Genomic DNA, 26,710 nt, shown 5'->3' with positions numbered 1-26,710 from the left:
TCATGTCGGAGGCCTCCGGACCGATCACCCACAGCCGGGTGTTGAAAATCGCGCTGCCCATCGTTCTGTCCAATGCCACCGTGCCGATCCTGGGTGCGGTGGATACGGGCGTGGTGGGGCAGCTGGGCGAGGCGGCCCCAATCGGCGCCGTTGGCATCGGCGCGGTGATCCTGTCGACCATCTACTGGGTGTTCGGTTTTCTGCGCATGGGCACCACCGGTCTGGCGGCACAGGCGCGCGGCGCCGGAGATGAGGCCGAGACCGGCGCGCTGCTGATGCGGGGGCTGATCCTTGCAGGCGGCGCGGGGCTGTTCTTTATCCTGGCGCAGGTGGCGGTGTTCTGGGGGGCATTCGCGCTGGCGCCCGCCAGTGCCGAGGTGGAGGGCCTGGCGCGGCAATATCTGCAGATCCGCATCTGGGGCGCGCCTGCGACCATCGGGCTATATGCCGTGACGGGCTGGCTGATCGCGATCGAGCGCACGCGGGGGGTCTTCCTGCTGCAGATCTGGATGAACGGGCTCAATATCGCGCTGGACCTGTGGTTCGTGCTGGGGCTCGGCTGGGGCGTCGAAGGGGTCGCCATCGCGACGCTGATCGCCGAGTGGACGGGGCTGGCCTTTGGCCTCTGGCTGTGCAGATCGGCCTTTGCGGGCGACCAGTGGTACGATTGGGCGCGGATTTTCGACCGTGCGCGGCTGAAGCGGATGATGCAGGTCAATGGCGACATCATGGTGCGGTCGGTGCTGCTGACGCTGTCGTTCACAACCTTCCTGTTCCTTGGCGCGGATCTGGGCGATGTGACCTTGGCGTCCAATCAGGTGCTGATCCAGTTTATCGAGATCACCGCCTTTGCATTGGATGGGTTCGCCTTCAGCGCCGAGGCGCTGGTGGGCGGGGCAGTGGGCGCGCGGGACCCTGTGCGCCTGCGCCGGGCAGCGCTTGTGTCGTCACACTGGGGTGTGTGCTTCGCGGTGGCTCTGGCGCTGGCCTTCTGGTGCGGCGGACCTGCGCTGATCGATCTGATGGCCACGGCGCCGGAGGTGCGTGAAACCGCGCGGAGCTATCTGATCTGGGTGGCACTGGCACCGCTGATCAGCGTGGCAAGCTACATGTTCGACGGCATCTACATCGGTGCCACCTGGACCCGCGACATGCGGATCGCGATGATCCAGGCGGTGGGGATCTACGTGATCGCGCTTGTGGTCTGTGTCCCGGTGCTGGGAAATCACGGACTGTGGCTGGCGCTGATGGTGCTGAACCTCGCCCGCGCGGCGACGCTGGCGGCCCGCTACCCTCGGCTGGAGGCGTCGATTGCGTCTGCCGTATGAAGTGCTGCGCTGACGCTTTGCGAGGCGCCTGATACCAAGCGGAGATTTGCTATCGCAAATCACTGGTGAGGTTTTGCGCTTTGTTTGCAAATCGCCGGGGGCAGGCCGCGCCTTTGGCGCGGCCTGCCGGGCCCAACGGGAAGGGGGGCTTTTTAAAGCATCCCTGACGGGCGGGAGCTCCCCCGGCTTCCTTGGATGACTAGAGCCAAGTTGCGCGATCTGTGCCAACCGCTTGCGCGACACTGTCATGTCCGTCGCGCGCCAGAAGCGCATCAAGGCCATTGGCGATCTCTGCTGCAAGTGACAGGCCGCCATAGACCAGCGCGGTATAGAACTGCACCGCTGATGCACCCGCGCGGATCTTGGCATAGGCGTCCTCAGCCGAGGAAATTCCGCCCACACCGATGATCGGCACGGCACCGTCAAGCCGGGAGGAGAGCTGTGCCAGCACCCGGGTGGATTTTTCAAACAATGGTGCGCCGGAGAGCCCGCCCATTTCATCGCGCTGCGCGCTTTTCAGACCATCGCGGGCAAGCGTCGTATTGGTTGCAATCACCGCATCAATCCCGCTTTCGCGCGCGACATCAGCGATATCGTCAAGACCTGCCTCATCCAGGTCGGGTGCAATTTTGAGGAACACCGGGATCGGGCGATCCAGGCCCTCTCGTGCCTCCATGACCCCTGCCAATAGCGCCGAAAGGGCAGCTTTGCCCTGCAGATCACGCAGCTTTTCGGTGTTGGGAGAGGAGACATTGACGGTGGCAAAGTCCAGATGCGCGCCGCAATGGCTCAGGACGCGGGCAAAATCCTGCGCGCGGTCATCGCTGTCTTTGTTGGCGCCGAGGTTGAGGCCGATCACACCATCCTTGGGTCGCTGAGCAAGGCGTGCGCCAACCGCCTCCATGCCCTCGTTGTTAAAGCCGAAACGATTGATCGCCGCGCGATCTTCGCTCAGGCGAAACAGGCGCGGTTTGGGATTGCCCGGTTGTGGGCGCGGGGTTGCGGCCCCCACCTCAATAAACCCGAAACCGGCCTGCGTGAGCGCGCTGAGCGCCTCGGCGTTCTTGTCAAACCCTGCGGCCAGCCCGACCGGATTGGGCAGGCTCAGACCGGCAATTTCTGTCTTCAGGCGCGGCGATGTTACCGGGCCGGGGCAGGGTGTGAGACCGGATTTCAGAGCCTTGATGGACAGCCCATGCGCGGTTTCGGGATCAAGGCGGTGCATCACGGCCAGCGCCAGTTTTTCGGACAGCTTCATCGGCCGTGCCTCCTTTGTTGCGCGTCGGCGCGCTCAGACCATTTCTGCGGGAAAACGGTGAACGCCTTCAACCAGCGGCAGCGGTTTGGCCCAGATCAGTTCCGCATGTTGCAGCCGGCGATAGAGATGCGGGAACAGTGCGCCACCGCGTGATGGCTCCCATTTGAGCGCATCGCCCATCTGATCCGCCTCAAACGCCAGAAGCCACAGCCCCTCGGCATCCGCGAAATGCTTGGCTGCGGTTTCTGCCGCCTGCGGGGCGGTCGAGAAGTGGATAAAGCCGTCCGCAAGGTCCACGGGCGCGCCATCGGTTTCACCGGCGGCCTCAAAGGCGCGCCATTCGTCGTCACGGAAAATCTTGTAAATCAGCATGGCCACCTCATGCCCTCAGACGCCCCCTTTGCGCAAGAGTGCTTGTGCGAAGGGCAGCGCAAAGTTTCCCCTGCGTCTACATCGCGGTGTCACGTAAGTTTGTTTTTGACTGTTTGGGCAAAGATCACGAATACTGAGACCATAACAACCGCCGGTAGAGGTGGCATAACAAGGTGAGGGTTTATCCTATGATTTCACGTTTACTGACGTCGGCAGCAGCGCTGGGTCTGACCGCGGGCATGGCCGCAGCGGACTATAAGCTGACCATTCTGCACACCAACGACATTCACAGCCGCATCGAGTCGATCAACAAGTATGATTCCACCTGCGGCGCAGACGATGAGGCCGAGGGCAAGTGCTTTGGCGGCATCGCGCGCGTGAAGGCCAAGGTGGACGAGATGCGCGGTGCGCTGGAAGGTCAGAACGTCGTTCTTCTGGATGCAGGCGATCCGTTTCAAGGGTCGCTCTTCTACACAACCTACAAAGGCGCGGCCGAGGCTGAGTTCATGGAAGACATCGGCTATGATGTGATGGCCGTTGGCAATCATGAATTCGACGATGGCCCGGCTGGTCTTGAGAAATTCGTCGACACCGTGTCCTTTCCGGTGATCTCAGGCAATCTTGACCTGACCTCCGAGCCGCTCTTGAAGGGCAAGGTCGGCAATCATGTGGTGCTTGAGGTCGGAGGCGAGAAGATCGGCATCATCTCCGCACTTGCGACCGATACGGTCGAGACCTCCTCGCCAGGGCCGAATGTTGTGTTTCAGGATGAAATCGACAGCTTGGCCGCCGATGTCGAAGCGCTGCAAGCGGAAGGTGTGAACAAGATCATCGCGCTGACCCATGTGGGGCTCGCCAAGGATATGGAGATTGCCGAGCAGGTTCCGGGGCTGGATCTGGTGGTGGGCGGCCATTCGCACACGCTGCTGTCCAACACCTCTGATCGCGCCGCTGGTCCGTACCCCACCATGGTTGGCGACGTGCCGGTGGTGCAGGCCTATGCCTATTCCAAATACCTCGGTGAGTTGACCGTGACCTTTGACGATGAGGGCAATGTCGTCTCAGCTGAGGGTGAGCCGATCCTTCTGGATGCATCGGTAACCCCGGATGCGGAGATGACGGCACGCATCAAGGAAATGGGCGCGCCGATCGAGGAAATGAAAACCCGGATCGTTGCGGAAACCAAGGATATCGTTGATGGCTCGCGCGATGTCTGCCGGGCAGGTGAGTGCTCCATGGGCAATCTGGTTGCCGATGCGATGCTTGCGCGGGTGAAAGATCAGGGCGTGAGCATGGCAATTCAGAATGGCGGCGGTCTGCGCTCCTCCATCGACGCGGGCGAAGTCACCATGGGCGAAGTCTTGAGCGTGCTGCCGTTCCAGAACACACTGTCTACCTTTGAGGTCTCCGGTCAGGCGATGATCGACGCGCTGGAAAACGGTGTTGGTCAGATCGAAGAGGGCGCGGGTCGCTTCCCGCAAGTTGCCGGGATGAAATTCGCCTTTGACGCGTCCAAAGAGCCGGGCGCGCGTATCTCTGAGGTAATGGTCATGGACGGAGAGTCTTGGGTCGCGATTGATCCTGCCAAAACCTACGGCGTGGTGTCCAACAACTACGTGCGCAACGGTGGCGACGGCTACAAGATGTTCGCAGGCGACGACAAGAACGCCTACGACTACGGCCCCGACCTTGCCGATGTGGTTGCCGAATACCTCGCCGAAGTCGGCCCCTACAGCGCCTATACCGATGGCCGCATCACCAAGAAATAAGCCCGTTTAACGGTGCGTTTTCAGCCCCCGTCGGAGAGATCCGGCGGGGGTTTTTATTGACCGCGGCGCGGGGCGAAGCCGTCACTCGGTTTCTAGCCGAAATTTAAGGAATGTTTCACCGTCATACTCCTGCTCAGCGACGAACACGGCTCCAAGCCGGTCGAGCGCACCGAGGTTCCGACGCGACGGAGGCAGGAGAAACGTCACAAAAGGAATGCGTTCGTCGGCACGGGCGAAGTCGATAGCCTGCTTTGAAATGCGCGCGCCAAGCCCGAAAGATTGTGGCGTGAGAACCAAGCCGAAATCCCACTCGTCCCCTTCCTTCTGAAATCCCCCCCATCCAACATATGTCTTATCCGACAATATGGCCCAGTGGCCGAGCCCATCACGGCTCCAGCTTTCTTCCTTTGCTGCGACAAATTTGGCCACCGCAGACTTGTCCCACTTGAATGTCAGGAGAGGCATGTGCTCGGCGACGCGTGGGTCGGACATGTGAGCAATGATCTCATCGGGTTCTATGTCAGGTAGGCGGGCGAAGGTGATTTGATGTTTCATTTTGGTCGCTGTGAATGTTGATCGCGGCAACGTAGCGGATATGCAGTTATCACAACACATTCGGTTGCATGGATGACAGAGACGTGACTGTGCATCGCATGTCGCCGAACGGCTCCTTAACGTGGGACCTCCACGTGAGGGTGCCTTGGGTATGGCGTTGCCTGCCGGCGGTCCTCCGTCTATCTTGCCCCTATGGACCATCCGCTGATCGACCTTATCAATGCCCGGATTGAAGCTGCTGAGCGGGACGGGGCCTTCGACAACCTTGACGGGGCAGGCAGACCGCTGCCGGAGTGCGAGGACCCGGAGAACGCGGTGATGAACCGGATCATGAAAGAGAATGGAGCGGTTCCGGAAGTGGTCTCCCTGAGCCGAGAATTGGCACGCCTGCGAGAAGAGCTGCGCGACACCGGGGATCGCAGCAAACGTCGTCAGATCATTGCGGATATGTCCATGATGGAGGCGCGGATCGAAATTGCGCGCAAGCGCGGTTGATAAGAATATCTGTCTGAAGGCCGGGTGATCACGTGACGAAGTATGCGACATCAATGGACGTGCGGCGCAGCCTCTTGAACGCCGGCCTGTGATGCGGCGTCAGCTTGGGCGATCCGCATCATAAGGAGCGCCGCGTGCGTCCACATCCGTCGCCTTGGTCAGGAGCCGCACCAACGCCTCACGCTCTTCTGGCGTCAGGCTAGACAGGATCTCCGGCTGGATGGCCTCCACATTGGGACGGGCTTCGGCAAACAGGGACTGCCCCAGTTCCGTCAAGCGCAGGCGGCGCGCGCGGCGGTCCTCGGGGCAGATTTCACGCTGCACGAGCTGTTTGATTTCCAGCCGCTCCACGACCTTGCCCAGAGTTGCCCTGTCATATCCGATCAATCCGGAGAGGGTCGCCTGATCTATGCCGGGCCTTGCATCCAATGCGGCGATCGCGGTGTATTGCACCGGCGTCAGATCGAGCCCGGCGGCGCTCATGACCGTCGCAAACCGCGCCACCGAGATCTGATGCAGGCGTCGGATCAGCGTGGCAGGCAGGGTGGCGATTTCCAATTCGGGATCGGGCATCTGAGTGTTCCGTTCGCGGCTCTGGGTCGGGTCCCTATCTCGGCAAAATCAGTCGGGTGGCGGCGTCAGTCCGGCGAATTTCTGTTTTGTTGCCCCGGCTGTGAGAGTAGAGATGGGGCATGGCTCTGACCTTTCAAACACTTTCCGATTTTCTTGCGCATGGGCACGACACCGTGATCGATGTGCGCAGCCCTGCTGAATATGCCGAGGACCATGTGCCCGGCGCCATCAACCTGCCGGTGCTGGACAATGATGAACGCGCCGAGGTCGGCACGATATATGTGCAGGAGAGTTCCTTTCGCGCGCGCAAGATTGGTGCTGCGATGGTGTTTCGCAACGCGGCCAACCACATAGAGCACAGTCTGAGCGCCTATGAGGGGGGATGGCGTCCTCTGGTCTATTGCTGGCGCGGCGGGCAGCGATCCGGCAGCTTTACCTGGATGCTGAGCCAGATTGGCTGGCGCGCCGAGGTGGTTCAAGGCGGCTATCAGAGTTATCGCCGGTTGGTGCATGCGGCCCTCTATGAGACATCACTGCCGCATCAGTTGGTGCTGCTGGACGGGCTGACCGGGACCGCCAAGACCGAGATCTTGCAGGCGGTTGAACGCCTTGGCGGACAGGTGCTCGATCTGGAGGGATTGGCGCGGCATCGGGGCTCTCTGCTTGGTGCGCGGCCCGGTGGGCAACCCAGCCAGAAACGGTTCGAGAGCTATATCGCCTGCGCTCTTGCAGACATGGACCCGACGCGTCCGGTTCTTGTGGAAGCGGAGGCCAGCAAGATCGGCGCGCGCATCCTGCCACCCAGCCTGTGGGAGGCGATGAAGACCGCGCCCCGCATAGATGTGGAGGCCCCGTTTGAGGCCCGCTGCGACTATCTGGTCGAGGCCTATGACGACATCCTCTCGGATGCGGAACGTTTGCGGGCGCAGCTCGATCCGTTGCGGACGCACCGCTCTCATGCGGTTGTGGATGGTTGGATCTCGCTGATCGAGGCCGGAGATAAACGGGGGCTGACGGCGCGGCTGATGGCTGACCACTATGATCCTGCCTATCGCAAGGCACGCGCGCGCTATGAAGTGGACGGGCTGGGGCGTCTGTCGCTAAAGGGGCTCGCACCGCAGGATCGGCTTGCTGCTGCAGAGCAGATCATGACTCTTCTGCAGAGGTTTGGCCGCTAGGGGCAGGGTCGATTGATCCTGAGTCACCGGTATTTCGGTTTGCTGTCTGACGATGAGACATCTTTGAGGGGGCATGGTGTGTTCTACATCTTTGACGTCCTTGCGGGGAAAGACCCATCAAACTGCAGCCTAGCTTACGCCTTTATCTCAGCACGATCCCTTCGCCCGCACCACGCATGACGCCGATCTCAGCCGCGCAATAGCCTTGGTTTCGCAATTGGTCCAAGAGCCGCTCTGATTGATCCGAGGGCACTGCGGCCAGCAACCCGCCTGAGGTTTGCGGGTCGAACAGCAGCGCGCGTGCGCCGGCAGTGCCAATGCCGGGCAACAAGGCGGCGTTGTCGTCGAATATGGTTGAACGCACCCCGGCCTCTGCCAATTCCGGGGCGCCGCACATCGTGGGGATCGCGTCAAAGCGGATTTCGGCCCCCAGATGAGAGGCCTCGCACATTCCCTGCAGATGCCCCAGCAGGCCAAAGCCGGTCACATCGGTCATGGCATGGGCCTGTGCACACAATACCTCGGCGGCCTTGCGTTGGCTCTGACACATCAGGTCAAGCGCGTCGGCAACCCAGAGCCCCCGCGCCTGACCTGTCATTTCTGCGGCAAGAATAGTGCCGGATCCCAGTGGCTTGGTCAGGATCAGGTGATCCCCCTCCTGCGCGCCTGCCAGTGTGAGTGGGGCGGAAGCGCATAGACCAGTGATGGTAAAGCCAAGCGTCAGTTCCTCACCGAGCGAGGTATGTCCACCAACGATGGCCACGCCCGCGAATGTCATCTCCTGATCCGCGGCACTCATGATCTCGCCGAGAAGGCGCTCCTGCAAGTCCGGTGTCTGGCGCGGCAGGATCAGGGTGACAGTCGCCGCTTGCGGGCGGGCCCCCATGGCCCAGATGTCGTTCAGCGCGTGCTGCGCGGTGATGCGGGTCATGGTCACCGGATCTTCGGTGAAGGCGCGTAGGTGATCGGTACTGATCACCTGGATCGCGCCCCCGGTCAGCAGCTGCGCCGCGTCATCGCCGGGCAGGGGTGTCACGTCGGCTCTTGCTGCGCCCGTATAGCTGCCAAGCCCCCGGTGCAGGCTGTCGCGTCCGACCTTTGAGCCACAACCGCCACACATCGGTTTTGCACCGAGCGCCTCCTCCAGTCCTGACGCGCGAAGGCGGGGTAAAGGGGGCGGTGCCATGACCGGCAGATCGTCGAATTTCGCCATGAACTTGCGGTCGATGTGATCCTTCCACCGCCACAGCAATGCGCCGGAAAAACTGCGCCCGTTGCGATCCGCGAGCGCTGTCTTGCCGCCCATGGAGATTAGCTTCAGGTAGTCTTTTTGCGGATGATAGTCTTTCAGGGGGCCAACGCTCAGCATGGCTCTGAGGTTGTGAAAGAGAATTGGCGCCTGTCGCACCGCGTAAACCCCGGCCTTTGGGCGTGGGGTCTGGGCCATATGGGCGCAATCGCCGGTGGCAAAGACATGAGCGTCAGAGGTTTGCAGGTTTGAATCCACCACAAGCGCGCCATCGTGTTGTTCGAGGCCGGAGGAGCCAAGCCAGCCATAGGCACGCGCACCGGCGGCCCCGACAGTGAAATCGCTAAGAAGGACATGGCCGTCCTCAAGGTGGATTTCGCCCTCCGTCAGCCGATCAATCCTGGTCTGCTCCAGCAAGGTGACGCCATGGGTTTCAAGTGCGGCGCGCAGGCGGGACCGGCTTTGCTCTCCCAAAGCGGACAGGGCCCTATCGCTGTCGATCAGCGTGGCCTGCGTCAGGCGATTGTGCTGGCGCAGCGCGTGAGACATGGCGAGGATCAGCTCCGCCCCGGCGACACCTCCACCGATGCAGGCGATACGTGCGGCAGAACTGTCGGCGCGAAATGCCTCCCATGCGGAAGCTAACATGCCGAGTGGTTTTGCGGGGATGGCGTGATCGGCGAAACCGGGGAGGTCCGGCATCGCAGAGGTGATGCCGATGTCGATGGAGGCGACGTCATACGCGATCTCGGGCCGTCCTGGGACGGCGATACGCTTGTTGGCCGGGTCGATCTGTTCGGCAGCGCCAAGGATCAGGCGCGCGCCGGCAAAGCGCGCCAGCTTCACAAGGTCGATATCCAGCGCCTCGCGCGTGTAGTGCCCGGCCACGAAGCCCGGCAACATGCCGGAGTAAGGGGCGGTTGGGCCGGGATTGATGAGGGTGAGGCGCACGCCCGGCAGGGGATTCATTCCCCACATCCGCAGCAGAAGCGCATGGGTGTGCCCGCCTCCCACAAGGACCAGATCGCGGGTCAGCGGAAGGCGGGAACTGTGCATTGTATCGGCCTCATTGTCGCATGCGACCGCCAGAGAGGCCGCTCAGGCCCCGGTCTGTTCAGACGCCGGGTGGTGCTCGGGCTTGTTATGCGTCGCCCAGAGCTTGCATGTGCCGGGTGTCGGCAGATCCTTGGGCTTTGTCTGCTGGTTGATAAACACCTTGGCAAGGAAATTTGCCGTGACCGGAGCGGAGACCAGCAGAAACAGGGTGATCAGCAGCTCATGCGCCGACACGCGCCCCTCGTAGGCCCAGGCATGCAGCATGGAGCCAAGCAGCACGCCACCGACCCCAAGTGTGGTGGCCTTGGTGGGCGCATGCATGCGCGACATTGGGTCGTTGAGCTTCAGAAGGCCAAAGGAGCCCACAAAGCCAAAAATGCCCCCCACGATGATGAAACCGGTGATGAGAAGGTCGATGATCATTTTTGTCTCCTCACTCGATGATGTTGCCGCGCAGCAGGAAGCGCGCATAGGCCACGGTTGAGATGAAGCCGAGCATTGCCATGATCAGCGAAGCCTCAAAGAAGATTTCCGAGCTCAGGAAGACACCAAACAACACCACCAAGGCGATGGAATTGATGAACATGGTATCCAGCGCGAGGATGCGGTCGGTGATTTCCGAGCCTGTGACCACCTTCCAGAGGTTCATCAGCATTGCGACGGCGAAACAGCCGAAGGCGAAGATATAGGCATATTCGATCATTCGAAAATCTCCTTCAGGCGGGTTTCATAGCGGGATTTGATGTCATCTCGGACGGCCGCCGTATCCGGTGCGTGCAGGCAGTGGACCAGCAGGTAGTGCCCATCAGCCGAAATGTCCGCCGTGAGCGTTCCGGGCGTCATGGTGATGGTGCCGCCAAGCATCGCGATGGCCTCTGGTGTGCGGATGTCCAGCGGCACTTCGACCCAAGCAGGCTGTCGCTTGCTGTTGGGCATGAAGAGAATGATGCGCGCCACGATCATGTTGGCGACCACGATGTCCCAGAACACCAAGAGCACATATCCTGCCAGCCGCAGCGGGCTCTTTAGCTTGGGGCGGTTGGGCCAGTAAGGCTGTGTCACAAATGGAATAAGCAGCCCGAGAAAGAAGCCAAACAACAGCGAGTTTAGGGAGAAACGATTGACCAGCAGCTGCCAGATCACCGTCAGCAACAGTGTCAGCAGCGGGTGCGGAAGAAGGCGATTCAAGATCCTCATCAGTTGCTCTCCTCGGCGGCGGCTTCACTCGCGCTGTCTTGCCCGGCATTATAGTCCGCGGCCTCGTCGGGGTCAGGGTCGGAAACAGGGCGGTCGCGGTTGGCCAGTACCGTCTCAATATAGGCCTGTGGCGCAAAGAGGTCGTTTGCAGTGGCGCTGGTGTAGCGCATCATCGGCCCGGCAAAGAGGGTCAGCGCAACCAGCCCGGCCAGCAACCCGAAGGTCGCGACAAACGGCAGCGCAGGTGTAGGTGCCGTTCGCGCTCCGTCACCGCCATGGCGGTGTTCCACCTCGATCTCTGGCTCTGCCATGCTGTCATCGCGCGGCAGGCCGTGGCTTTTCCAGAAGATCATCGTGCCTGCGCGGGCAAAGCCCATGATGGTAATGAGCGAACTGGTAAGGATCACCGCCCAGACCCAGACCGCCAGCGTATTGTCGCGTGCCGCGTCCAGGATCAGCAGCTTGCCTAGGAAACCGGACAGCGGAGGCATGCCAGCGGTGGCGATTGCTGCGATGAAGAACAGGACCGAAATCAGCCCGCTCTGCGCCATCACAGGTTTTGGCGCGATGTCGTCCCCCTGACGCTGACGGACCATATCAGCCACCAAAAACAGCGCTGCCGCAGCCAGTGTCGAATGTACGGTGTAGTAGAGGGCGGCTGCGGTGGCCTCGGGCGTGAACAGCGCGATCGCGGTCAGGAGCGTGCCGACCGAGGTGATCGCGCCAAAGGACATCAGGCGACCGATTTCTTTTGACCCCAGAACGCCAATGGCGCCGATGGCGACGGTCAGCAGCGCGGCAGGCAGCAGCCAGCTGTCGACCAACCCTTCGACCACCGCCACATCGGGGCCAAAGACCAGCGTATAGATGCGCAGAATGGAATAGGCGCCCACCTTGGTCATGATCGCAAACAGCGCGGCCACCGGGGCAGGCGCGTTGGCGTAGGAGGCAGGCAACCAGAAGTGCAGCGGCAACAGCGACGCTTTGATCGCAAAGACCAGCAGGAGCATGATCGCGCCAACACGGATCAATGCGGTGTCCTCGGCCGGGAGTTCTGCAACACGCACCGCAAGATCGGCCAGGTTGAGCGTGCCGGTCACCCCGTAGATGGTGCCAAGCGCAAACAGGAACAGGGTGGAGCCAAGGAGGTTGAACACCACATATTGCACGCCTGCCTGAAAGCGCCGCGCGCCGCCGCCGTGGATCATCAGACCATAGGAGGCAATCAGCAACACCTCGAAGAACACGAACAGGTTGAACGCATCTCCGGTCAGGAAGGCGCCGATGATGCCCATCATCTGAAACAGGAACAGCGGATGGAAATTGGCGCCGCGCTCGTCCCATTTGCTACCCACCGCATAGAGGTTTACCGCCAGCGCGAGAACCGTGGTGAGCAGAACCATCATGGCCGAGAGACGGTCCAGCACCAGCACGATGCCAAAGGGCGCTTGCCAGTCGCCCAGCTCGTAGACCTGCACTGTTCCGTCGGCGGCCTGTACGGCCAGCGCCATCGCGATCGCGACCAGCAGCACGTTACTGGCCAGAGAGAATATGCGCTGCAGATCAATGTGGTAGCGCAATGCCATGATGATGAATGGTGCCACCAGAGCAGGCAGCACGATGGGCGCAATCAGAAGGTGGTTCATGCGTCCTCTCCCTGCGCAGGCGCAGTGTCGTCCATGTTGATATTGTCGTTACGGGCGCTGAGGTAGGCCCCGAGGGCCACCATCACCACCACGGCGGTCATGCCGAAGGAAATCACGATCGCCGTCAGCACCAGCGCTTGCGGCAGGGGATCGCTATAGGCCACATCGGCGTATTTGTTGAGGATCGGCGGCGCATTGCTCGCCAATCGCCCGGAGGCGAAGAGAAACACATTCACTGCATAAGACAGCAGCGAGGTGCCGAGGATCACCGGGAACGTGCGGCGACGCAGCACCAGATAGATCCCCGCAGCGGTGAGCAGGCCGACGGCTGAAGCAACGAGAAATTCCATGCTCTCAGGCCTCCTTCATGTCTTGTTCCGCGTCGTCGCGGGCAGGGTTGATGTCCATGGCATGTTCGGATGCAGAGCCCGGCTGCCATGCAAAGCGCGAGAGGCTTTCCAGCGCCAGCAGGACAGCGCCCACGACGGCGAGGAACACGCCAAGGTCGAACAATGCGGCTGTGGCGACCTCGAATTCGTTCAACGGCGGGAGATGCACATAGCCAAAAGCGGAGGTCAGGAACGGCTGGCCGTTGAACCAGGCGCCAATCCCCGTGGCGGCTGCGATCAGCACGCCTGAGCCGATAATGCCGTGATAGGGGAAGCGTTGTCGCTCCGTTGCCCAGCCAAAGCCAGATGCCATGTATTGCATGATGACGGCAATGGCCGCGATCAGACCGGCGATGAAGCCACCACCCGGCAGATTGTGCCCGCGGAAGAAGATGTAGGCCGCAACCATCAAAGCCACGGGCATCATCATCCGCGTCACCACGACCATCATACCCGGATGACTGTCGCCCGCCTGCTCAATGTCGGGTTTGCGGTTCAGCAGATAGGCCCGGACGCGCGTGGACAGCACTGCCTCGGTCAGCGCAAAGATGACCAGCGCCGCGATGCCCAGCACGATGATTTCGCCAAAGGTGTCAAAGCCACGGAAATCCACAAGGATGACGTTCACCATATTGGTGCCGCCACCGCCCTTGTAGGAGTTTTCGACGTGAAAGCCGGAGATGGACGGGAAGGCAAAATCCCGCAGCAGCATCGCGTAGATCAGGCCGCCGACGCCAACGCCCCCGATGATCGCAATCACGCCATCCCGCATCCGGGTCAGGACCGGGGTTTCGACCGGCGTGTCCTTGGGCAGGAAGTTCAGTGCCAGCAGCATCAGGATGATCGTCACCACTTCGACCGAGATCTGTGTCAGGGCAAGATCCGGTGCCGAGAGATAGTTGAACGACAGCGACACGATCAGGCCGACGATACCGATCAGGATCAGCGCGATGAACCGGCGACGGTGGAACAACACGATGCAGGCGGCCGCCACGATGAGGCAAAGCCATGCAACGATGGGCAAGGCGCCTGCCTGCTGTAGCGCTCGGGTGGGTGCGCCCAAAAGGCCGGTTGAAAAGGCATAGATACTGAGGGCCGCGGTGAAGCTGATCATGATAGCGCCGTAGCGGGTCAGCGAGCCGTCATGCAGCCCGGCCGTGATGCCCTGCATCAAACGGGTGGCTGCGCCAACGATGGCATCAAAGATCACCTTGGCCTCCGGGCGGGGCAGGGCGTTCCAGACCCGCTCCAGCGGGCGGTGCAGGGCCAGCAGCACAAGACCGCCGACAATGGCGATGATCGACATGTAAAGCGCAGGCGTGACCCCATGCCAGAGTTTCAGCGAGTAATAGGGAAGTTTTTCTCCGCCGATGACGGCACTTGCGGAGGCGGCAACCAGTGGGCCGACCAGCTTGGCCGAGAACAGGCCGATCAGAACCACCAGTGTCACCAGCAGGGCGGGCGATGCCCACATGCCGAACCCCGGATCATGGGGTTTCGCCGGATAGTCGTCACGTTTGGGGCCGAGAAACACATGCGCGATATAGCGAAAGGAGTAGGCCGCCGAGAACATCGCCGCGATGGTTGCCAGGATCGACATGGCCAGCGGGCTTTGCATCCAGCTGGTGTGCGAAATCTCCTCCAGCATCATTTCCTTTGACAGGAACCCGTTGAGCGGCGGAATGCCCGCCATCGACAGCGACGCCAGAGTGGCAATCACGAAGGTGACAGGCATCAGATGACGCAGCCCGCCAAGGCGTTTGATATCCCGCGTGTGCGCTTCGTGATCGACGATGCCCGCAGACATGAAGAGCGCGGCCTTGAAAGTGGCGTGGTTGATGATGTGGAACACCGCGACCACAGCCGCCAGCTTGGTGCCCATGCCCAGAAGCATGGTGATCAGGCCCAGATGCGAGACGGTAGAGAACGCCAGGAGCGCCTTGAGATCATCCTTGAACAACGCGATCACGGCACCAAGCACCATGGTGATCAGGCCCGTGGTGGCGACGATGTAGAACCACTCCGGCGTGCCTGCCAGCACTGGCCACAGGCGCGCCATCAGGAACAGGCCTGCCTTCACCATCGTGGCGGAATGCAGATAGGCCGAAACCGGCGTCGGTGCGGCCATCGCATGCGGCAACCAGAAGTGAAACGGGAATTGCGCCGATTTGGTGAAGGCCCCGATCAGGATCAGGATCAATGCAGGAAGATAGAGATCCGACGACTGGATCGCGTCCTTGTTCTGCAGGATGACGCTGATGTCATAGCTGCCGGCGATATTGCCGAGGATCAGCATGCCACCGATCATGGCCAGCCCGCCCATGCCGGTCACCGTCAGTGCCATGCGCGCGCCCTGACGGCCTTCTGGCAGGTGCTTCCAATAGCCGATCAGCAGGAAGGACGACAGCGATGTCAGCTCCCAGAAGATCAACAAAAGCAGGATGTTGTCGGACAGAACGATCCCAACCATCGCGCCCTGGAACAGCAGCAAATAGGTATAGAATTGCCCCATCGGATCCTCTCGCGACAGGTAGAAGCGCGCATAAAGGATGATGAGCAGCCCGATCCCGAGGATCATGGTGGCAAACAGAAAACCCAGCCCGTCGAGAAAGAAATTCGCATGCAGCCCCAGCGCGGGCAGCCATTCGAGGCCGACCTGCACTGTCTCTCCTCGCAGAATGGCAGGGGCGTGCAGCATAAGGCCGATAAAGGCGAGGCCCGTCGCAAGCCCGGCAGATGAGGCCGAGGCATTGCGACCGGCACGGATCAGAAGCGCGGGAAACAGCGCGCCGAGGAATGGCAGGGCCGCTATCAAGAAAAGGGACACGTCATACTCTCCAGGTCGGGCATTTGTTTTATTTTTCGGGCAACAGGCCCTTAGCTGCTATTTGCGTAAGGAAATTTCCAGTGGTGTTCCAGAAAATCCGCTCTGAAAGTGGACTGTTTCGGATCGGAAACAGCTAAATGTGACATTGGGCCGCATGTTTTCTGCCGCCGCCGCTGGTTGCGGCGATGCAGCATTGCGATGACGCGATCTTGAACAGCGCGTCACCGCGCGGATCGCGCGCAATCATGACGTTCATGCTAGGAGAGGGATGAGGCCACGTCTACGGATAGAACCATGGAAAAAATCGGACATGTGACCAGTTTCAACCGCAGGGGCCTGATGCTGGGCGCGGTGGCTGTTGCGGGCAGCGGCGGCGCCTGGTGGTGGCTCTACCGATATACGCCGCCTCATGAGGGCGCTCTGCTGTCGGTGCAACAGGCGCATGCCAAAGCCTCGACGGGGGATATTCTGCTCTTGGATATCCGCACCCCGACGGAATGGCGTCGCACTGGCGTGCCGGAGGGCGCCGTTCCGCTCGATATGCGGCGTGATGATTTCACCGAAGCGCTGACCACGCTGATGCAGGGGGACAATACGCGCGCGGTTGCTCTGATCTGTGCGGGTGGCGTGCGGTCCGCGCGGCTGAGTAAACGTCTGATCGCGGCGGGGTTCACCACGATCATCGATGTGCCCGAAGGCATGTACGGGTCTGCTGCGGGGCCGGGCTGGCTCAATTCAAACCTGCCGGTGCGCGCATGGAACGGATGACACACTCTGCTGCGATCACCTCCCTCGCGCTTGCGCTGATCATGGCGGCGCCTGCGGCCCATGCGATATGCGGCACGGCAGAGGGCGCCTGCACGTTGCCTGACGGCAGCTATGAACTCGTCCTGCCGTTGGACGGGCAAGGCGCGGTGCCCGCGGTGATGTTCCTGCACGGCCACGGCGGCTCTGCGCGGGGCGTTCTGAGTATGCGCGGTGTGATTTCAGCACTGACAGACCGGGGCTACGCAGTGATCGCGCCCAACGGTGCGCGCCGTGCCGAGGATGGACCGCGGAGTTGGTCTTTTTTGCCCACATTTGGTGGCCGCGATGATTTCGACTTTCTACCTGCGGTGCTTGCGGATGCAGGGAAGCGATTCAATATCGATGTCGAAGGCTCTGTTCTCGCAGGGTTTTCATCGGGCGCCTTTATGGTGAACTACCTGGCCTGCGAGAGGCCAGACAGCTTTGCGGCGTATCTTCCGGTCTCGGGTGGGTTCTGGCGACAGCAGCCTGAGGACTGTGCGGGGCCTGTACGGCTCTACCAAAGTCACGGCTGGACCGATGGCGTTGTGCCTCTGGAGGGGCGTATCCTCGGCGGTGGGCGCTTTATCCAGGGCGATATCTGGGCCGGGCTGGAGCTGTGGCGCGAGACGCTCGGCTGCGCCACCCATGCGCCGGATCGCATGTGGCAGGAGGGCGAGCTGATGCTGCGCAGTTGGAGCTGTCACGCAGAAGCAGATCTGGCCTTTGAGCTGTTCCCGGGTGGGCACATGATCCCGCAGGGCTGGGCGGACAGGGCGATCAACTGGCTGGAAGCCAGCGAACTCGACGCCGAACATACCGACTAGTTTCAGCTTGGATCTTTCGGAGGTCCGGATGGATGCGGGGGCAGGCCGCCCCCGCGTCGTTATCAGGTCAGCGTCACTCGACGGCCTGCACAGGCGCATCGGGACCGTGCAGGTTTTTCCGCAGCAGGCCGCGATAATGCCGTGCAGCGCGATTGATGCGTGGCTCATGCAGCCCTTCGGCGGTGCTCATCCATCGACGCGGAAGGCGCAGGCTGGATAGGGCCGACAACGGGACCGCCAGCACCAGCGACAGAGCGATCGGTGCCAGCCAGAGCGAAACCAAACCCGTCGCAACGCCAATCCACAGCATCACACCACTGATGGTCTCCAGCGCATGACATTTGAACAGCGTTGCGAGGCTGTAGTGCCCGCCCGCGCGTGCCTGCGGCGACCAGCCCTTTTGTAGACCAAAGACGGTGCGCAGTACGGCGATCATCTGCTGAACCATCAGGATCGGAGCATAGAGGATCGCCAGTAGGATTTCCGTCAGCATCGACAGCAGGAACCGCCCGATCCCGCCGTAGTCCGAAATCCGCCGTCCCGTCAGCGGCAGGGCGGCGACGGATAGAATTTTGGGTGCAAGCAGCATGGCGTAGATCAGGATGATCACGGCGACATGACGCGGCTCGCTCATGTCGGGCCAGTTTGGCCGCAGCGGGTTCTTCTCCGAGAAGTAGGTGATGACCGAGGCGCCTTCGTCATGACCGATCACGGCCCAGATCACCAGAAGAGCAAACCACACAGGCGCCATCAGATAGCCGATCGCCCCATGAGCGAGGTGGAACCGCGACATGGCGTGAAAGCCGGTGGCGTTGAGAATGCGCAGATGCTGCAGGTTGCCCTGGCACCAGCGACGGTCCCGCTGGATGTGATCAACAAGGGTTGCAGGGGTTTCCTCGTAGGAGCCGCGAATGCGCGGCAGGAACCGCACCCGCCAGCCCGCGCGGCGCAGAAGCCCTGCTTCGACAAAGTCGTGGCTCATGATGATCGAAGTGCCACCGGTGAGTGTCGGCAGTTCCGGCAGGCCGGCGCAGGCGGCAAAGGCGCGGGTGCGGATGATGGCGTTATGCCCCCAGTAGTTGCCTTCATGCCCGGTCCAGCGCGCCAGCCCTTCGGCCAGAGCAAGACCGTAGACGCCATTTGCAAACTGCTGCATGCGGCCAAAAACGGATTGTGCACCAATGAGTTGCGGGAAACTCTGAATGAGGCCGGCGGCGGGATCACGTGACAGCGCATCCGTGAGGCGCACGATGGCACGGCCTGTCATCAGGCTGTCTGCATCCAGCACCAGCATTGCCTCGTAATCGCCGCCCCAGCGGGTCACCCAGTCGTGGATATTGCCGACTTTGCGGGCGGTGTTCTTTTCGCGGCGCCGGTAGTAGAGGCTGATGCCCTCCGGCAATTCGTCCCGCAGGGCGCGGACACTCTGTTCTTCCTGCGCGGCGATCTCTGCATCGCGGGTGTCGGACAGAATGAACATGTCGTACTGATGTGACCCGCTGATCGCGCGCAGTTCCTCCAGCATCGAGCGGGCATTGCCGAGCACGTACCACGGCACTTCGTTATAGACCGGCACCAGCAGGGCAACCCGCATCGGCTTGCGCGGACCACGGGCTGGCGTCGGGCGGGTCTGGGACAGGCTGTAGAGCCCAAGAAGCACGGTGGAGACCGTGAAGGTGATCCAGAAGAAGTTGAACGCGATCAGCGTCAACAGAACCCACTCCAGCATGGAGGTGCCATCAGCGGCAAACCAGCCTTGCATGACCCAGCCGAGGGCCACTGTGGCAGCCATCGCGGGCGAAAACGCCAGGATGCGCCACAGGGCAACACCGGGCTGACCCTCACCGGTGGCCGGCGCTTTGACGTCGTGAAACTCGGTCCCGAAGTCCTGCGCCGGCATTGCCAGCGGAGTCTCCGGAGGGATCAGGGGAGTGGGAGGGAAGTCACGCATTTAAACAGTCCACCTATAAAGCCAGACTTCGGAGGCCGCAGCGCCATCTTTCCGAAGTTGGGCGCGCAGCTCAACATGAGTCTGATCGCCCGGATCGAAGGAAAACGCCAGCCGCATGCCGCCGGTTTCCGGATTGCGTTGGAGAATGCCGTCGCGGGTCTCCAGATTGGGAGAGGACACATGGATGGTGAAAGCATCCGGGTCCGCCTCGAACAGCGGGTGCGCCTCAAAATCAATGACCATCAGACGGCCCGGGTCGCCGAAGATCTTTGCGCCCGACGCGGTATTTATGACGCGCGGCAGGTCCGGTACCGGCTCCTCGCCCCAGGTCAGCCGATACTCCAGATCGACGCGCGTGCCTTCGGCATAGGGTTCGTCCGGACGCCAATAGGCCACGATATTGTCGTAGATCTCCTTGTCGGCGGGGATCTCCACCAGCGTCACGGCCCCTTTGCCCCAGTCGCCCTTGGGCTCGACCCAGAGCGAGGGGCGCCGATGGTAGAAGGCCTCGAGATCCGCAAACTCCGACAGTTTGCGCGCCCGTTGCATCAGGCCGAAGCCCATCGGGTTCTCATCCACGAAACTCGATACCTGCAGGCGGGTCGGGTTGGCCAGTGGCCGCCAGATGACCTCGCCATGGCCGTTCTTCAGCAACAGGCCATCGCTGTCGTGTACCGCCGGGCGGAAGTCGTCAAAGCGCTGGTGGTTGGTGCCATCAAAGAGGAACATCGACGTGAGCGGCGCAAGGCCAGCGTGGGTCAGGTCCTTGCGGGCAAACAACGTCGCCTCGACATCCATCACACAGGGATTTCCGGGCGTGATGTCAAAGCGATAGGCGCCGGTGACCGAGGGACTGTCCATCAGCGCATGAACAATCATGTTCTCCTGTAGCGGGCCGGGGGCCTCTAGCCAGAAGCTGACGAATTCGGGGAACTCTTCGCCCTCCGGGTCGGCCGTCTTCAGCGCCAGACCACGGGCCGAGAGCCCGTAGTTGTTGCCATTGGCGATGGCGCGGAAGTAACTCGCGCCTTGGAAAACGCAGAATTCGGTTTTCTTGCCCGGATGGTTTTCGTCATCCAGATCCGTACGCAGGCGGAAACCGGAATAGCCAAGCGCGCCTTCCTTGGACAATTTGGGCGAAATTTCGGGGTGCTTGTTGAACCGGTCCATATCGAAAGGCACGCTTGTGCTTATGCCGTCGACAACGGAGTGGATCAGGACCGGGCGCTCAAAATACAGACCGGGCAGAAAGAAATCGACATTGTAGCTTCGATCCGTGCCCGCCCAGAGCGCCTTGTCCACATCAAACTGGATCGAGCGATACTGGTCGTAAGACATCGCCAGCCAGTCATCGGGGACTGAGCTGCGCGCGCTGTATGGGCGCTCCGCGAGGGCCTTGGCCCGTGCGATCACATCGGCACGAGAAAACTTCTCTGTTCCGGCAGTCGCCTGGACAGCGGGTGCGACAGCGATCAGCGACAGGGCGGATGCGGTTTGCAGGAAGGAACGACGGCTCAGTTTGCTCATCGTTTGCGTCTCCACGGTTGGGATTTGAACCAGGCCGCGCCATAGGCGCAGCCGATGATAAGGGCAAAACCGGCAAGGTTTGCGGCAGCGGTCACGGTGATGCTGCGATCCGTCTGATCGAGCACGGCTCCGATGAAGCGGGCCAGCGCCATAGAGGCCACAAACACCGCGAGGCTCTGCTGACCAACCTTGGTGATCAGGGTAATGACAGTGGCCCAGATGCGCGAAATCACCGAGGTGCCGCGCGCGACCAGGTTCTGGCCATTTTCACCGGCAACGAGCCACGCCAGATAGGCCAGCGACAGGAAGTGCATGTAGCGCAGCAGACCGAAGTCGGTCTTCTCTCGCCATTCGTCGGTGATGCGCCAGGCGGGGCGGATGGTCTCGCCCAGATCTGGAGCGGCTGCATTGAGCCAGCTGAACACCTTCCAGGAGCCGAAGGGCATGGAGAAGACCAGGAACGCCACGGCCAGCGCCGCAAGTGTGCGACTGATGGGCGGTTTTGGCAGCCAGCCCGACATGAAGGCAAAGCCGGTGAAGAACAGAAGCTGCCAGCCGAAGGGGTTGAAGAACCACTCGCGCTCGGACCAGGGTTCGGCTGGCAGGGACAGGCCATCGGGGCCCATGCCGATCATATAGGGGTTCGCAAGCAACCACAGTGCGATGCATAGGCAGGCCACGGCCCAGCGTCCGGCTTTGCGCACGCCCATGATGGCAGGCATCAAGGCCAGCACCACCAGATACATTGGCAGGATGTCGAAGTAGTTCGGCACATAGGTCAGGGTGAAAATCCCGACGATCTGTTGCGTCGTGTTGGAGAAGAACCGGTGCAGGTTCAGCGACCCGATGTAGCTCTTGTCAAAGCCGCCATAGAGATCAAGCGCGGCCATGGACATGGCAAGAAAGAAGAACAAGCCGATATGGGCCCAGAACACTTGCCAGCAGCGATAGGCGACGCGGGCGGTGCCCATCCACCAGCCATTGCGGGCGAAGGAGCCGCCAAAGGCGATCGCCGAGGCCATGCCCGAGCAGAAGACAAAGATCTCCGTGGCGTCCGAGAACCCGAAACGGGCCGGTATCCAGCTGCCCCAGCGGTTGCCGGGGATATGCGCGCTCAGGATGATGAACATCGCAATGCCGCGGTAGAAATCCAGGCGCGGGTCGCGGGGGCGCGACGCCACCGCAGTCTCCGGCGGGGCACTCATCGCATTGGCGGCGGCGCGGGACGCGCTCCCCTTATCAGGCGCCGGAAAGGGCGCGACTTCTGCCATCAGTTTTCAATCTCCTAAAGGATCACTCCGCTGGAACGCTTTGGGTGCTGCCCTTGTTCCGGGCGGATGCGATCAAAGCGCGACGGGCAATCGCGTAATTGTCTTCGGCGCCACCGCGTTTTGCCTGACGGTCATCAAGAATGGCTTCCACATGCGCCCAGTTTCCGGCCCGCAGACCGGCGTCTATGGTCATTCTCTCAAAGACGTCCCTCTGAGCGTGGCTGCCACCTGCAAGTTGCAACGAATCCCGAGACTTAGCGAGGCGATCAAAGGCTGTTCGGTAGTCACCTTCACCAAAAGCCTCAAGCCCTGTTGCAACTGTCGCGCCCGGGTCGGCCATTCTTTGCGCGGTTTCGGTTGTTCCGGACACCCCGTCGGCGTGGATCCGCTCGACCAGACGGGTTGTTGCTGATTTTCGGTCTCCGCCCACCAGCGCCAGAAGATAGTGCAGATCGGCGAAGATCAGGCTGCCGTCCTCAGTGCGCTCTGCGCAGAGATCCGCCAATTCGTCCCAGCGGTTGCCGACATTGATCCCATCGAGCTCCAGACGCATCAGCAGGGATGTGGCGTTGGAGATATCGCGGTAGTCGTCGGTCTTGTCCTTGCGCACCTCGTCATCATAAAGCCGCATCACCGCGTCGACCTGCCCGAGATCGAGATGCATCAGCGCCTTGTGCCACCAGACGTGGTAGCGGAAGTTGTTGCAATGCGCCCAGGCCTGTTCGCGCCCGTCAAACCAGTCGAGCCCGGCCTTGGCATTGCCGGTCATCTCATGCACATGGGCGACCGCATGCAGGCCCCAGGCATCATCCGGCGCAGTCCACAGGGCCTGGCGCCCGGTGATCTCCGCGCGGTCGTATTCGCCGGTCTCCTCCAGCGTGAAGGCGTGACAGCCGAGCAGATAGCCATGACCGGCGTGTTCCGTGGTATAGGCGGGCAGAACCCGTTCGATCGAGGCCCGCATGCCGCGTGCGTCACCAAGGATGAAGCGGATGCCGTGGCTGAGTTTCATCGCCAGCGTATCGCAAGGGTAAAGGGTCAGGACCTCTTCCATGCAGGCAACGGCGCGCGAGGGTTTGCCGCCAAGCCAGGCCTCCAGCGCATCAATGTACTTGCGTTCCCGCGGCAGGGCGCCCTCATAAGCGGATTTTGCGATCGCATGCGCCTCATGCGCAATTGGGATCAGTTCAGAGCGACCCAGCATCAGCAGCGAGATCCCCCGAATGGCCTGCCCCAGTGCAAAATCAGGGGCGGCCTTCAGCAAGGCGCCCAGATGATCGGCCGTGCTTGCGGCATGGGCAAGCACGCCAAGTTGAAGGCCGTTCCATGCATCGAGCGCATGCGCGTCCGTCAGACTGCAATCCTGTCCGAATATATCCTGGGTCATGGGCGGGTCACTTTCGCGCGCTTGAGAAAAAACTTGTGTTGAAAACGATGCTAGCGGAGCGCTATTGGCCGCGCGCCCCCCACTCGCGCTTTGGTGAAGGCGCGTGTGGCTGTGCGCGGTTTTGTGTCACTGTCGTCAGAGCAAATGAGCAAAAAACGGCGCAAAAGCGGGATGCTATGCCGTTTGACGCAGCACATGACAGCCCAAACGGCGGGGGCTGTAACATTGCGGGGCGGGCAAAGGCCGCAACACGTCTGTTGATGTCAGTCGTCCTTGAAGGGCGCATCGGACGAGAGAATCTCGTCACTGTCTGCGCCGCACTTAGGCGGGCTTTTACGGTATGTCACCGGCGTGCGCGAGAACTTCAGAGGATTGCCCAAAAGGCGCAGCGGCGTGTCACCGGAGTGCATGGTCACAACCATCTCGCGCGCGTCGACCTGATCCGTCTCAAACACCTGATCGAGGGTCTTCACAGGCCCGACAGGGACCTTGGCGGCCTCCATGCCGTCGATCACCTGCTGGGTGCTGAAGCGTCGCAAGGCGGGCTTCAGGATCTCGTTGAGCGCGTCGCGGTGCTCCAGCCGTGCCGGGTTGGTGGCAAAACGGTCATCCTCCGCCAGCCCTTCAAGCGACAAAAACGCCATGAAACGGCGGAACTGGCTGTCGTTGCCCACTGCAAGGATCACATGGCCGTCGGAGGTCTCATAGGTGCCATAAGGCATGATCGAGGGGTGTTCGTTGCCACGCCGCAGCGGCTTTTGCCCGGTGTTGAGGTAGCTGACGCCCTCGTTGATCAGCCAGGCGATCTGCGTGTCAACCAGCGATAGCTCGACCTGCTGGCCCTCATTCGTAAGATCCCGGTGCCGTAGCGCCGAGAGGATGCCGATGGTGGCATACATGCCGCACATCACATCCGCGACGCCGACGCCCACCTTCATCGGCGCGCCGTCAGGCTCGCCGGTCAGGGACATCATGCCGCCATACCCCTGCGCCATCAAATCATAGCCGGGTTTTTCGCGATTGGGTCCGGTCTGGCCGTATCCCGATATGGAGGCATAGACCAGCCGCGGGCAGCTCTCGCGCAGGCTGGCGTAATCCAGACCGTATTTGGCAAGCCCGCCGGGTTTGAAATTCTCGACCAGAACGTCTGCCTGCTGCGCCAGGTGGCGGATGATCGCCTGTCCCTCGGGGTGGGCAATATCCAGCGCCAGCGAGCGTTTGTTGCGATTGGCGGCCATGAAATAGGGTGTGAGGTCAGCACCTTCGGCGACGCTCTTGCCCCATTGGCGGGTGTCGTCACCGCCCGTCGACGGGTTTTCCACCTTGATCACATCCGCGCCAAGGTCGCCCAGCAACTGGGTTGCGGTGGGACCGGCCAGAATGCGCGTAAGGTCGAGAACCTTGACCCCCTTGAGGGCGCCATGGGGCAACAAGTCAGATCCGGCCATCATAGCCCTCCCGGTCGATTTCCGCTGCGATCACGGTGAATGTGTCCGCCTGCATGGCCGCATCAAGCGCTGCGGTCAACTCGGCGCGGTTGCGCACGCGATGGCCCTGGCCACCAAAGGCGCGCCCGATGGCGGCAAAGTCGTGGTGGCCAAAATCGACGGCCGCGTTGGGCAGCTGACGCTGGCGCTGCTTCAGTTCGATCAGGGCGAGGGAGGCATCGACAAAGACCACGAAGATCGGCGCAAGCCCCATCTCGGCCGCGGTGGCCAGCTCTCCTGCGACCATCAGGAACCCCGCATCGCCGGAAAAGCTGACAACCGTGCGGTCGGGCTGCGCCAGCTTGCGACCCATTGCCAGCGGCACGGCGCAGCCCATGGTGCAGAGGCCGGAGGATTGCACCAGCTGGCGCGGCGCGCCGCAATTCCACATCTGGCTGAGCAGAATGCGATGGGCGCCGCTGTCTGCCGTCAGCAGGGTGTCGCGGGGCAAGGTTTCCATGCATTGGGCGATGACGCCTGCGGGGCCCCAGTCGTCGGTGTGCGGGAAGGCGTCGGCTAGCGCGGATTGCGTCTTGGCAATCTCGCCACCCGACCAGAGAGGGGCAGCGGGCGGCGCCACGGCCAATGCGGCCAGCGTGGCGGGCAGATCCGCGATCAGCGGCAGGCTGGCCTGATGCATGTAGTGGCTGTTGGCCTCCGGCGTGATGTCGATGACCCGGGTGTCGCGCGGATCCCAGGCGTCACGCCATCCGGTGCGCATCTCGATCGGGTCATAGCCGATGCAGAGGATCAGGTCGGCGGCCTCCAGCAGCGGCAGCAGGTGACTGTCCGCACGCGGCGACAATCCGGCCCCGCCGAGGCAGAGCGGATGGTTTTCGGGCAGGATGCCCTTGGCCTTGTAGGTGGTGACAAAGGGGATCTGGCGGGCCTCAAGGAAAGACTTTGTGGCCTCCGCGCCGCCGGACAGCAGCGCATCAAGGCCGATCACTGCCAACGGGCGGGTGGCCTCTGCCAGCCAGCCATGCGCCTGCGCCAATGTCGCACCGGCAGGCGCGGTAGCTCCGGCAGGCGCGCCGCGGGGGCGGCGTTCGGTTGCAGGCGTTTCTGCCACCGTGATCGGCACGTCGATATGCACCGGCCCCTGGCGGGCCTCCGTGGCAATGGTAACGGCCTTATCGGCGATCACCTCGGCGGCGGCGGCGTCGAGACGAAAGCTGGCCTTGGTGATCGGGGCAAAGACCGCCTGCTGGTCCAGCACCTGATGGGTGTAGGTCTGCGCCTCCTCCGCATCGACGCAGCCGGTCAGCACCAGCATCGGCACCCGGTCCTGATGGGCGTTGGCCACCACGTTGACCCCGTTCAGGGCGCCGGGGCCGATCGTGGCCACAAGGATCGCCGGAGCGCCATCGGCGTGATGCACCCCTTCGCCCATAAAACCGGCGCAGTTTTCGTGTTTGGCGAGGTGGAAGGTGATACCGGCCCGTGTGAGCGCATCAACGAGGGTCAGTACCTCGCCGCCGGGCATGCCAAAGGCGTGGCGGCAGCCCGCCTCATAGAGGCGACGGGCGAGAACATCGGCGGCGCGGAGGGATTGGGTCATCGGAGGAAACATCTCGCGTTG

23 protein-coding genes are annotated in these 26,710 nt (G+C 62.0%); 6 read left to right on the top strand and 17 right to left on the bottom strand.

Features of this window, described 5'->3' with window-relative positions; translation table 11 throughout:
- Positions 1-2: 2 nt before the first annotated feature.
- Positions 3-1,328: an MATE family efflux transporter gene (locus tag CLV89_RS16695; protein ID WP_106164809.1), complete on the top strand. Its 1,326-nt coding sequence runs from the start codon at positions 3-5 to the stop codon at positions 1,326-1,328.
- A 199-nt stretch (positions 1,329-1,527) separates the two neighbouring features.
- On the opposite strand, the gene CLV89_RS16690 is transcribed toward CLV89_RS16695, so the two are convergent.
- Both CLV89_RS16690 and CLV89_RS16685 read right to left on the bottom strand, forming a co-directional pair.
- The gene (locus CLV89_RS16690; RefSeq protein WP_106164808.1) at positions 1,528-2,586 is read right to left on the bottom strand and encodes a quinone-dependent dihydroorotate dehydrogenase; all 1,059 of its coding nucleotides are present in this window, start codon (positions 2,584-2,586) and stop codon (positions 1,528-1,530) included.
- A 33-nt stretch (positions 2,587-2,619) separates the two neighbouring features.
- Positions 2,620-2,958: a DUF952 domain-containing protein gene (locus CLV89_RS16685; RefSeq protein ID WP_106164807.1), complete on the bottom strand. Its 339-nt coding sequence runs from the start codon at positions 2,956-2,958 to the stop codon at positions 2,620-2,622.
- A gap of 188 nt (positions 2,959-3,146) precedes the next feature.
- Between CLV89_RS16685 and CLV89_RS16680 the strand changes: the two genes are divergently transcribed.
- On the top strand, positions 3,147-4,727 hold the full coding sequence (locus CLV89_RS16680) for a bifunctional metallophosphatase/5'-nucleotidase (protein ID WP_106164806.1): 1,581 nt from the start codon (positions 3,147-3,149) through the stop codon (positions 4,725-4,727).
- Positions 4,728-4,808: 81 nt separating this feature from the next.
- On the opposite strand, the gene CLV89_RS16675 is transcribed toward CLV89_RS16680, so the two are convergent.
- A complete protein-coding gene (locus tag CLV89_RS16675) occupies positions 4,809-5,282 on the bottom strand; it encodes a GNAT family N-acetyltransferase (protein WP_106164805.1) in 474 nt (157 codons plus the stop codon).
- 192 nt (positions 5,283-5,474) lie between these two features.
- On the opposite strand from CLV89_RS16675, the gene CLV89_RS16670 reads away from it, so the two are divergent.
- A complete protein-coding gene (locus tag CLV89_RS16670; RefSeq protein WP_106164804.1) occupies positions 5,475-5,777 on the top strand; it encodes a DnaJ family domain-containing protein in 303 nt (100 codons plus the stop codon).
- A gap of 99 nt (positions 5,778-5,876) precedes the next feature.
- On the opposite strand, the gene CLV89_RS16665 is transcribed toward CLV89_RS16670, so the two are convergent.
- On the bottom strand, positions 5,877-6,350 hold the full coding sequence (locus CLV89_RS16665) for a MarR family winged helix-turn-helix transcriptional regulator (protein WP_106164803.1): 474 nt from the start codon (positions 6,348-6,350) through the stop codon (positions 5,877-5,879).
- A 119-nt stretch (positions 6,351-6,469) separates the two neighbouring features.
- Here CLV89_RS16665 and mnmH point away from each other — a divergent pair, with 119 nt between their 5' ends.
- Positions 6,470-7,528, top strand: a complete 1,059-nt coding sequence (gene mnmH / locus CLV89_RS16660) for a tRNA 2-selenouridine(34) synthase MnmH (RefSeq protein ID WP_106164802.1) — start codon at positions 6,470-6,472, stop codon at positions 7,526-7,528.
- A 142-nt stretch (positions 7,529-7,670) separates the two neighbouring features.
- Here mnmH and selD read toward each other — a convergent pair whose 3' ends face one another.
- Genes selD through CLV89_RS16625 form a run of 7 tightly spaced genes read right to left on the bottom strand, consistent with a single transcriptional unit; the run spans position 7,671 to position 15,892 of the window.
- A complete protein-coding gene (gene selD / locus CLV89_RS16655) occupies positions 7,671-9,833 on the bottom strand; it encodes a selenide, water dikinase SelD (protein WP_106164801.1) in 2,163 nt (720 codons plus the stop codon).
- 42 nt (positions 9,834-9,875) lie between these two features.
- On the bottom strand, positions 9,876-10,256 hold the full coding sequence (locus CLV89_RS16650) for a Na+/H+ antiporter subunit G (protein WP_106164800.1): 381 nt from the start codon (positions 10,254-10,256) through the stop codon (positions 9,876-9,878).
- A gap of 10 nt (positions 10,257-10,266) precedes the next feature.
- Complete coding sequence (locus CLV89_RS16645; RefSeq protein WP_106164799.1) at positions 10,267-10,536, bottom strand: K+/H+ antiporter subunit F; 270 nt, start codon at positions 10,534-10,536, stop codon at positions 10,267-10,269.
- Positions 10,533-11,030, bottom strand: coding sequence for a Na+/H+ antiporter subunit E (locus tag CLV89_RS16640; RefSeq protein ID WP_106164798.1), 498 nt, complete (start codon positions 11,028-11,030; stop codon positions 10,533-10,535). The genes CLV89_RS16645 and CLV89_RS16640 overlap by 4 nt, the downstream gene beginning before the upstream one ends.
- Entirely contained in the window at positions 11,030-12,676 is a 1,647-nt protein-coding gene (locus CLV89_RS16635) for a monovalent cation/H+ antiporter subunit D (protein ID WP_106164797.1), read from the bottom strand. Before CLV89_RS16635 ends, CLV89_RS16640 begins: the two co-directional genes overlap by 1 nt.
- Positions 12,673-13,026 carry a Na+/H+ antiporter subunit C gene (locus tag CLV89_RS16630; protein ID WP_106164796.1) on the bottom strand — a complete coding sequence of 118 codons (354 nt, stop codon included), beginning with the start codon at positions 13,024-13,026 and terminating at the stop codon, positions 12,673-12,675. Before CLV89_RS16630 ends, CLV89_RS16635 begins: the two co-directional genes overlap by 4 nt.
- 4 nt (positions 13,027-13,030) lie before the next feature.
- Entirely contained in the window at positions 13,031-15,892 is a 2,862-nt protein-coding gene (locus CLV89_RS16625; protein WP_106164795.1) for a monovalent cation/H+ antiporter subunit A, read from the bottom strand.
- A gap of 294 nt (positions 15,893-16,186) precedes the next feature.
- Between CLV89_RS16625 and CLV89_RS16620 the strand changes: the two genes are divergently transcribed.
- Together CLV89_RS16620 and CLV89_RS16615 are read left to right on the top strand one after the other, a co-directional pair.
- Entirely contained in the window at positions 16,187-16,660 is a 474-nt protein-coding gene (locus CLV89_RS16620) for a rhodanese-like domain-containing protein (RefSeq protein ID WP_106164794.1), read from the top strand.
- Positions 16,648-17,505, top strand: a complete 858-nt coding sequence (locus CLV89_RS16615; protein ID WP_207796958.1) for a CE1 family esterase — start codon at positions 16,648-16,650, stop codon at positions 17,503-17,505. The genes CLV89_RS16620 and CLV89_RS16615 overlap by 13 nt, the downstream gene beginning before the upstream one ends.
- Before the next feature lie 73 nt (positions 17,506-17,578).
- Here CLV89_RS16615 and mdoH read toward each other — a convergent pair whose 3' ends face one another.
- The 6 genes from mdoH to CLV89_RS16585 form a co-directional block, all read right to left on the bottom strand.
- Positions 17,579-19,456: a glucans biosynthesis glucosyltransferase MdoH gene (mdoH, locus tag CLV89_RS16610; RefSeq protein ID WP_106164792.1), complete on the bottom strand. Its 1,878-nt coding sequence runs from the start codon at positions 19,454-19,456 to the stop codon at positions 17,579-17,581.
- Complete coding sequence (locus CLV89_RS16605; RefSeq protein ID WP_106164791.1) at positions 19,457-20,983, bottom strand: OpgD/OpgG family glucan biosynthesis protein; 1,527 nt, start codon at positions 20,981-20,983, stop codon at positions 19,457-19,459.
- On the bottom strand, positions 20,980-22,254 hold the full coding sequence (locus CLV89_RS16600; protein ID WP_106164790.1) for an OpgC family protein: 1,275 nt from the start codon (positions 22,252-22,254) through the stop codon (positions 20,980-20,982). The genes CLV89_RS16605 and CLV89_RS16600 overlap by 4 nt, the downstream gene beginning before the upstream one ends.
- 22 nt (positions 22,255-22,276) lie before the next feature.
- Entirely contained in the window at positions 22,277-23,641 is a 1,365-nt protein-coding gene (locus tag CLV89_RS16595; protein WP_106164789.1) for a tetratricopeptide repeat protein, read from the bottom strand.
- A gap of 263 nt (positions 23,642-23,904) precedes the next feature.
- A complete protein-coding gene (locus CLV89_RS16590; protein ID WP_106164788.1) occupies positions 23,905-25,092 on the bottom strand; it encodes a CaiB/BaiF CoA transferase family protein in 1,188 nt (395 codons plus the stop codon).
- Positions 25,076-26,689, bottom strand: a complete 1,614-nt coding sequence (locus CLV89_RS16585) for a thiamine pyrophosphate-binding protein (protein WP_106164860.1) — start codon at positions 26,687-26,689, stop codon at positions 25,076-25,078. The genes CLV89_RS16590 and CLV89_RS16585 overlap by 17 nt, the downstream gene beginning before the upstream one ends.
- Positions 26,690-26,710: the final 21 nt, after the last annotated feature.

The organism is Tritonibacter scottomollicae, from assembly GCF_003003215.1.
In the GTDB taxonomy this organism is placed as follows: domain Bacteria; phylum Pseudomonadota; class Alphaproteobacteria; order Rhodobacterales; family Rhodobacteraceae; genus Epibacterium; species Epibacterium scottomollicae.
This window is presented reverse-complemented; position numbering and strand designations above follow the sequence as displayed.

Coding starts and splice junctions, on each gene's coding strand:
- CLV89_RS16585 (WP_106164860.1), bottom strand. CDS start 26,689: ATGACCCAATCCCTCCGCGCCGCCGATGTTCTCGCCCGTCGCCTCTAT.
- CLV89_RS16675 (WP_106164805.1), bottom strand. CDS start 5,282: ATGAAACATCAAATCACCTTCGCCCGCCTACCTGACATAGAACCCGAT.
- CLV89_RS16680 (WP_106164806.1), top strand. CDS start 3,147: ATGATTTCACGTTTACTGACGTCGGCAGCAGCGCTGGGTCTGACCGCG.
- CLV89_RS16650 (WP_106164800.1), bottom strand. CDS start 10,256: ATGATCATCGACCTTCTCATCACCGGTTTCATCATCGTGGGGGGCATT.
- CLV89_RS16605 (WP_106164791.1), bottom strand. CDS start 20,983: ATGAGCAAACTGAGCCGTCGTTCCTTCCTGCAAACCGCATCCGCCCTG.
- CLV89_RS16590 (WP_106164788.1), bottom strand. CDS start 25,092: ATGATGGCCGGATCTGACTTGTTGCCCCATGGCGCCCTCAAGGGGGTC.
- CLV89_RS16670 (WP_106164804.1), top strand. CDS start 5,475: ATGGACCATCCGCTGATCGACCTTATCAATGCCCGGATTGAAGCTGCT.
- CLV89_RS16615 (WP_207796958.1), top strand. CDS start 16,648: ATGGAACGGATGACACACTCTGCTGCGATCACCTCCCTCGCGCTTGCG.
- CLV89_RS16600 (WP_106164790.1), bottom strand. CDS start 22,254: ATGGCAGAAGTCGCGCCCTTTCCGGCGCCTGATAAGGGGAGCGCGTCC.
- CLV89_RS16635 (WP_106164797.1), bottom strand. CDS start 12,676: ATGAACCACCTTCTGATTGCGCCCATCGTGCTGCCTGCTCTGGTGGCA.
- CLV89_RS16645 (WP_106164799.1), bottom strand. CDS start 10,536: ATGATCGAATATGCCTATATCTTCGCCTTCGGCTGTTTCGCCGTCGCA.
- mnmH (WP_106164802.1), top strand. CDS start 6,470: ATGGCTCTGACCTTTCAAACACTTTCCGATTTTCTTGCGCATGGGCAC.
- CLV89_RS16620 (WP_106164794.1), top strand. CDS start 16,187: ATGGAAAAAATCGGACATGTGACCAGTTTCAACCGCAGGGGCCTGATG.
- mdoH (WP_106164792.1), bottom strand. CDS start 19,456: ATGCGTGACTTCCCTCCCACTCCCCTGATCCCTCCGGAGACTCCGCTG.
- selD (WP_106164801.1), bottom strand. CDS start 9,833: ATGCACAGTTCCCGCCTTCCGCTGACCCGCGATCTGGTCCTTGTGGGA.
- CLV89_RS16685 (WP_106164807.1), bottom strand. CDS start 2,958: ATGCTGATTTACAAGATTTTCCGTGACGACGAATGGCGCGCCTTTGAG.
- CLV89_RS16595 (WP_106164789.1), bottom strand. CDS start 23,641: ATGACCCAGGATATATTCGGACAGGATTGCAGTCTGACGGACGCGCAT.
- CLV89_RS16690 (WP_106164808.1), bottom strand. CDS start 2,586: ATGAAGCTGTCCGAAAAACTGGCGCTGGCCGTGATGCACCGCCTTGAT.
- CLV89_RS16630 (WP_106164796.1), bottom strand. CDS start 13,026: ATGGAATTTCTCGTTGCTTCAGCCGTCGGCCTGCTCACCGCTGCGGGG.
- CLV89_RS16665 (WP_106164803.1), bottom strand. CDS start 6,350: ATGCCCGATCCCGAATTGGAAATCGCCACCCTGCCTGCCACGCTGATC.
- CLV89_RS16640 (WP_106164798.1), bottom strand. CDS start 11,030: ATGAGGATCTTGAATCGCCTTCTTCCGCACCCGCTGCTGACACTGTTG.
- CLV89_RS16695 (WP_106164809.1), top strand. CDS start 3: ATGTCGGAGGCCTCCGGACCGATCACCCACAGCCGGGTGTTGAAAATC.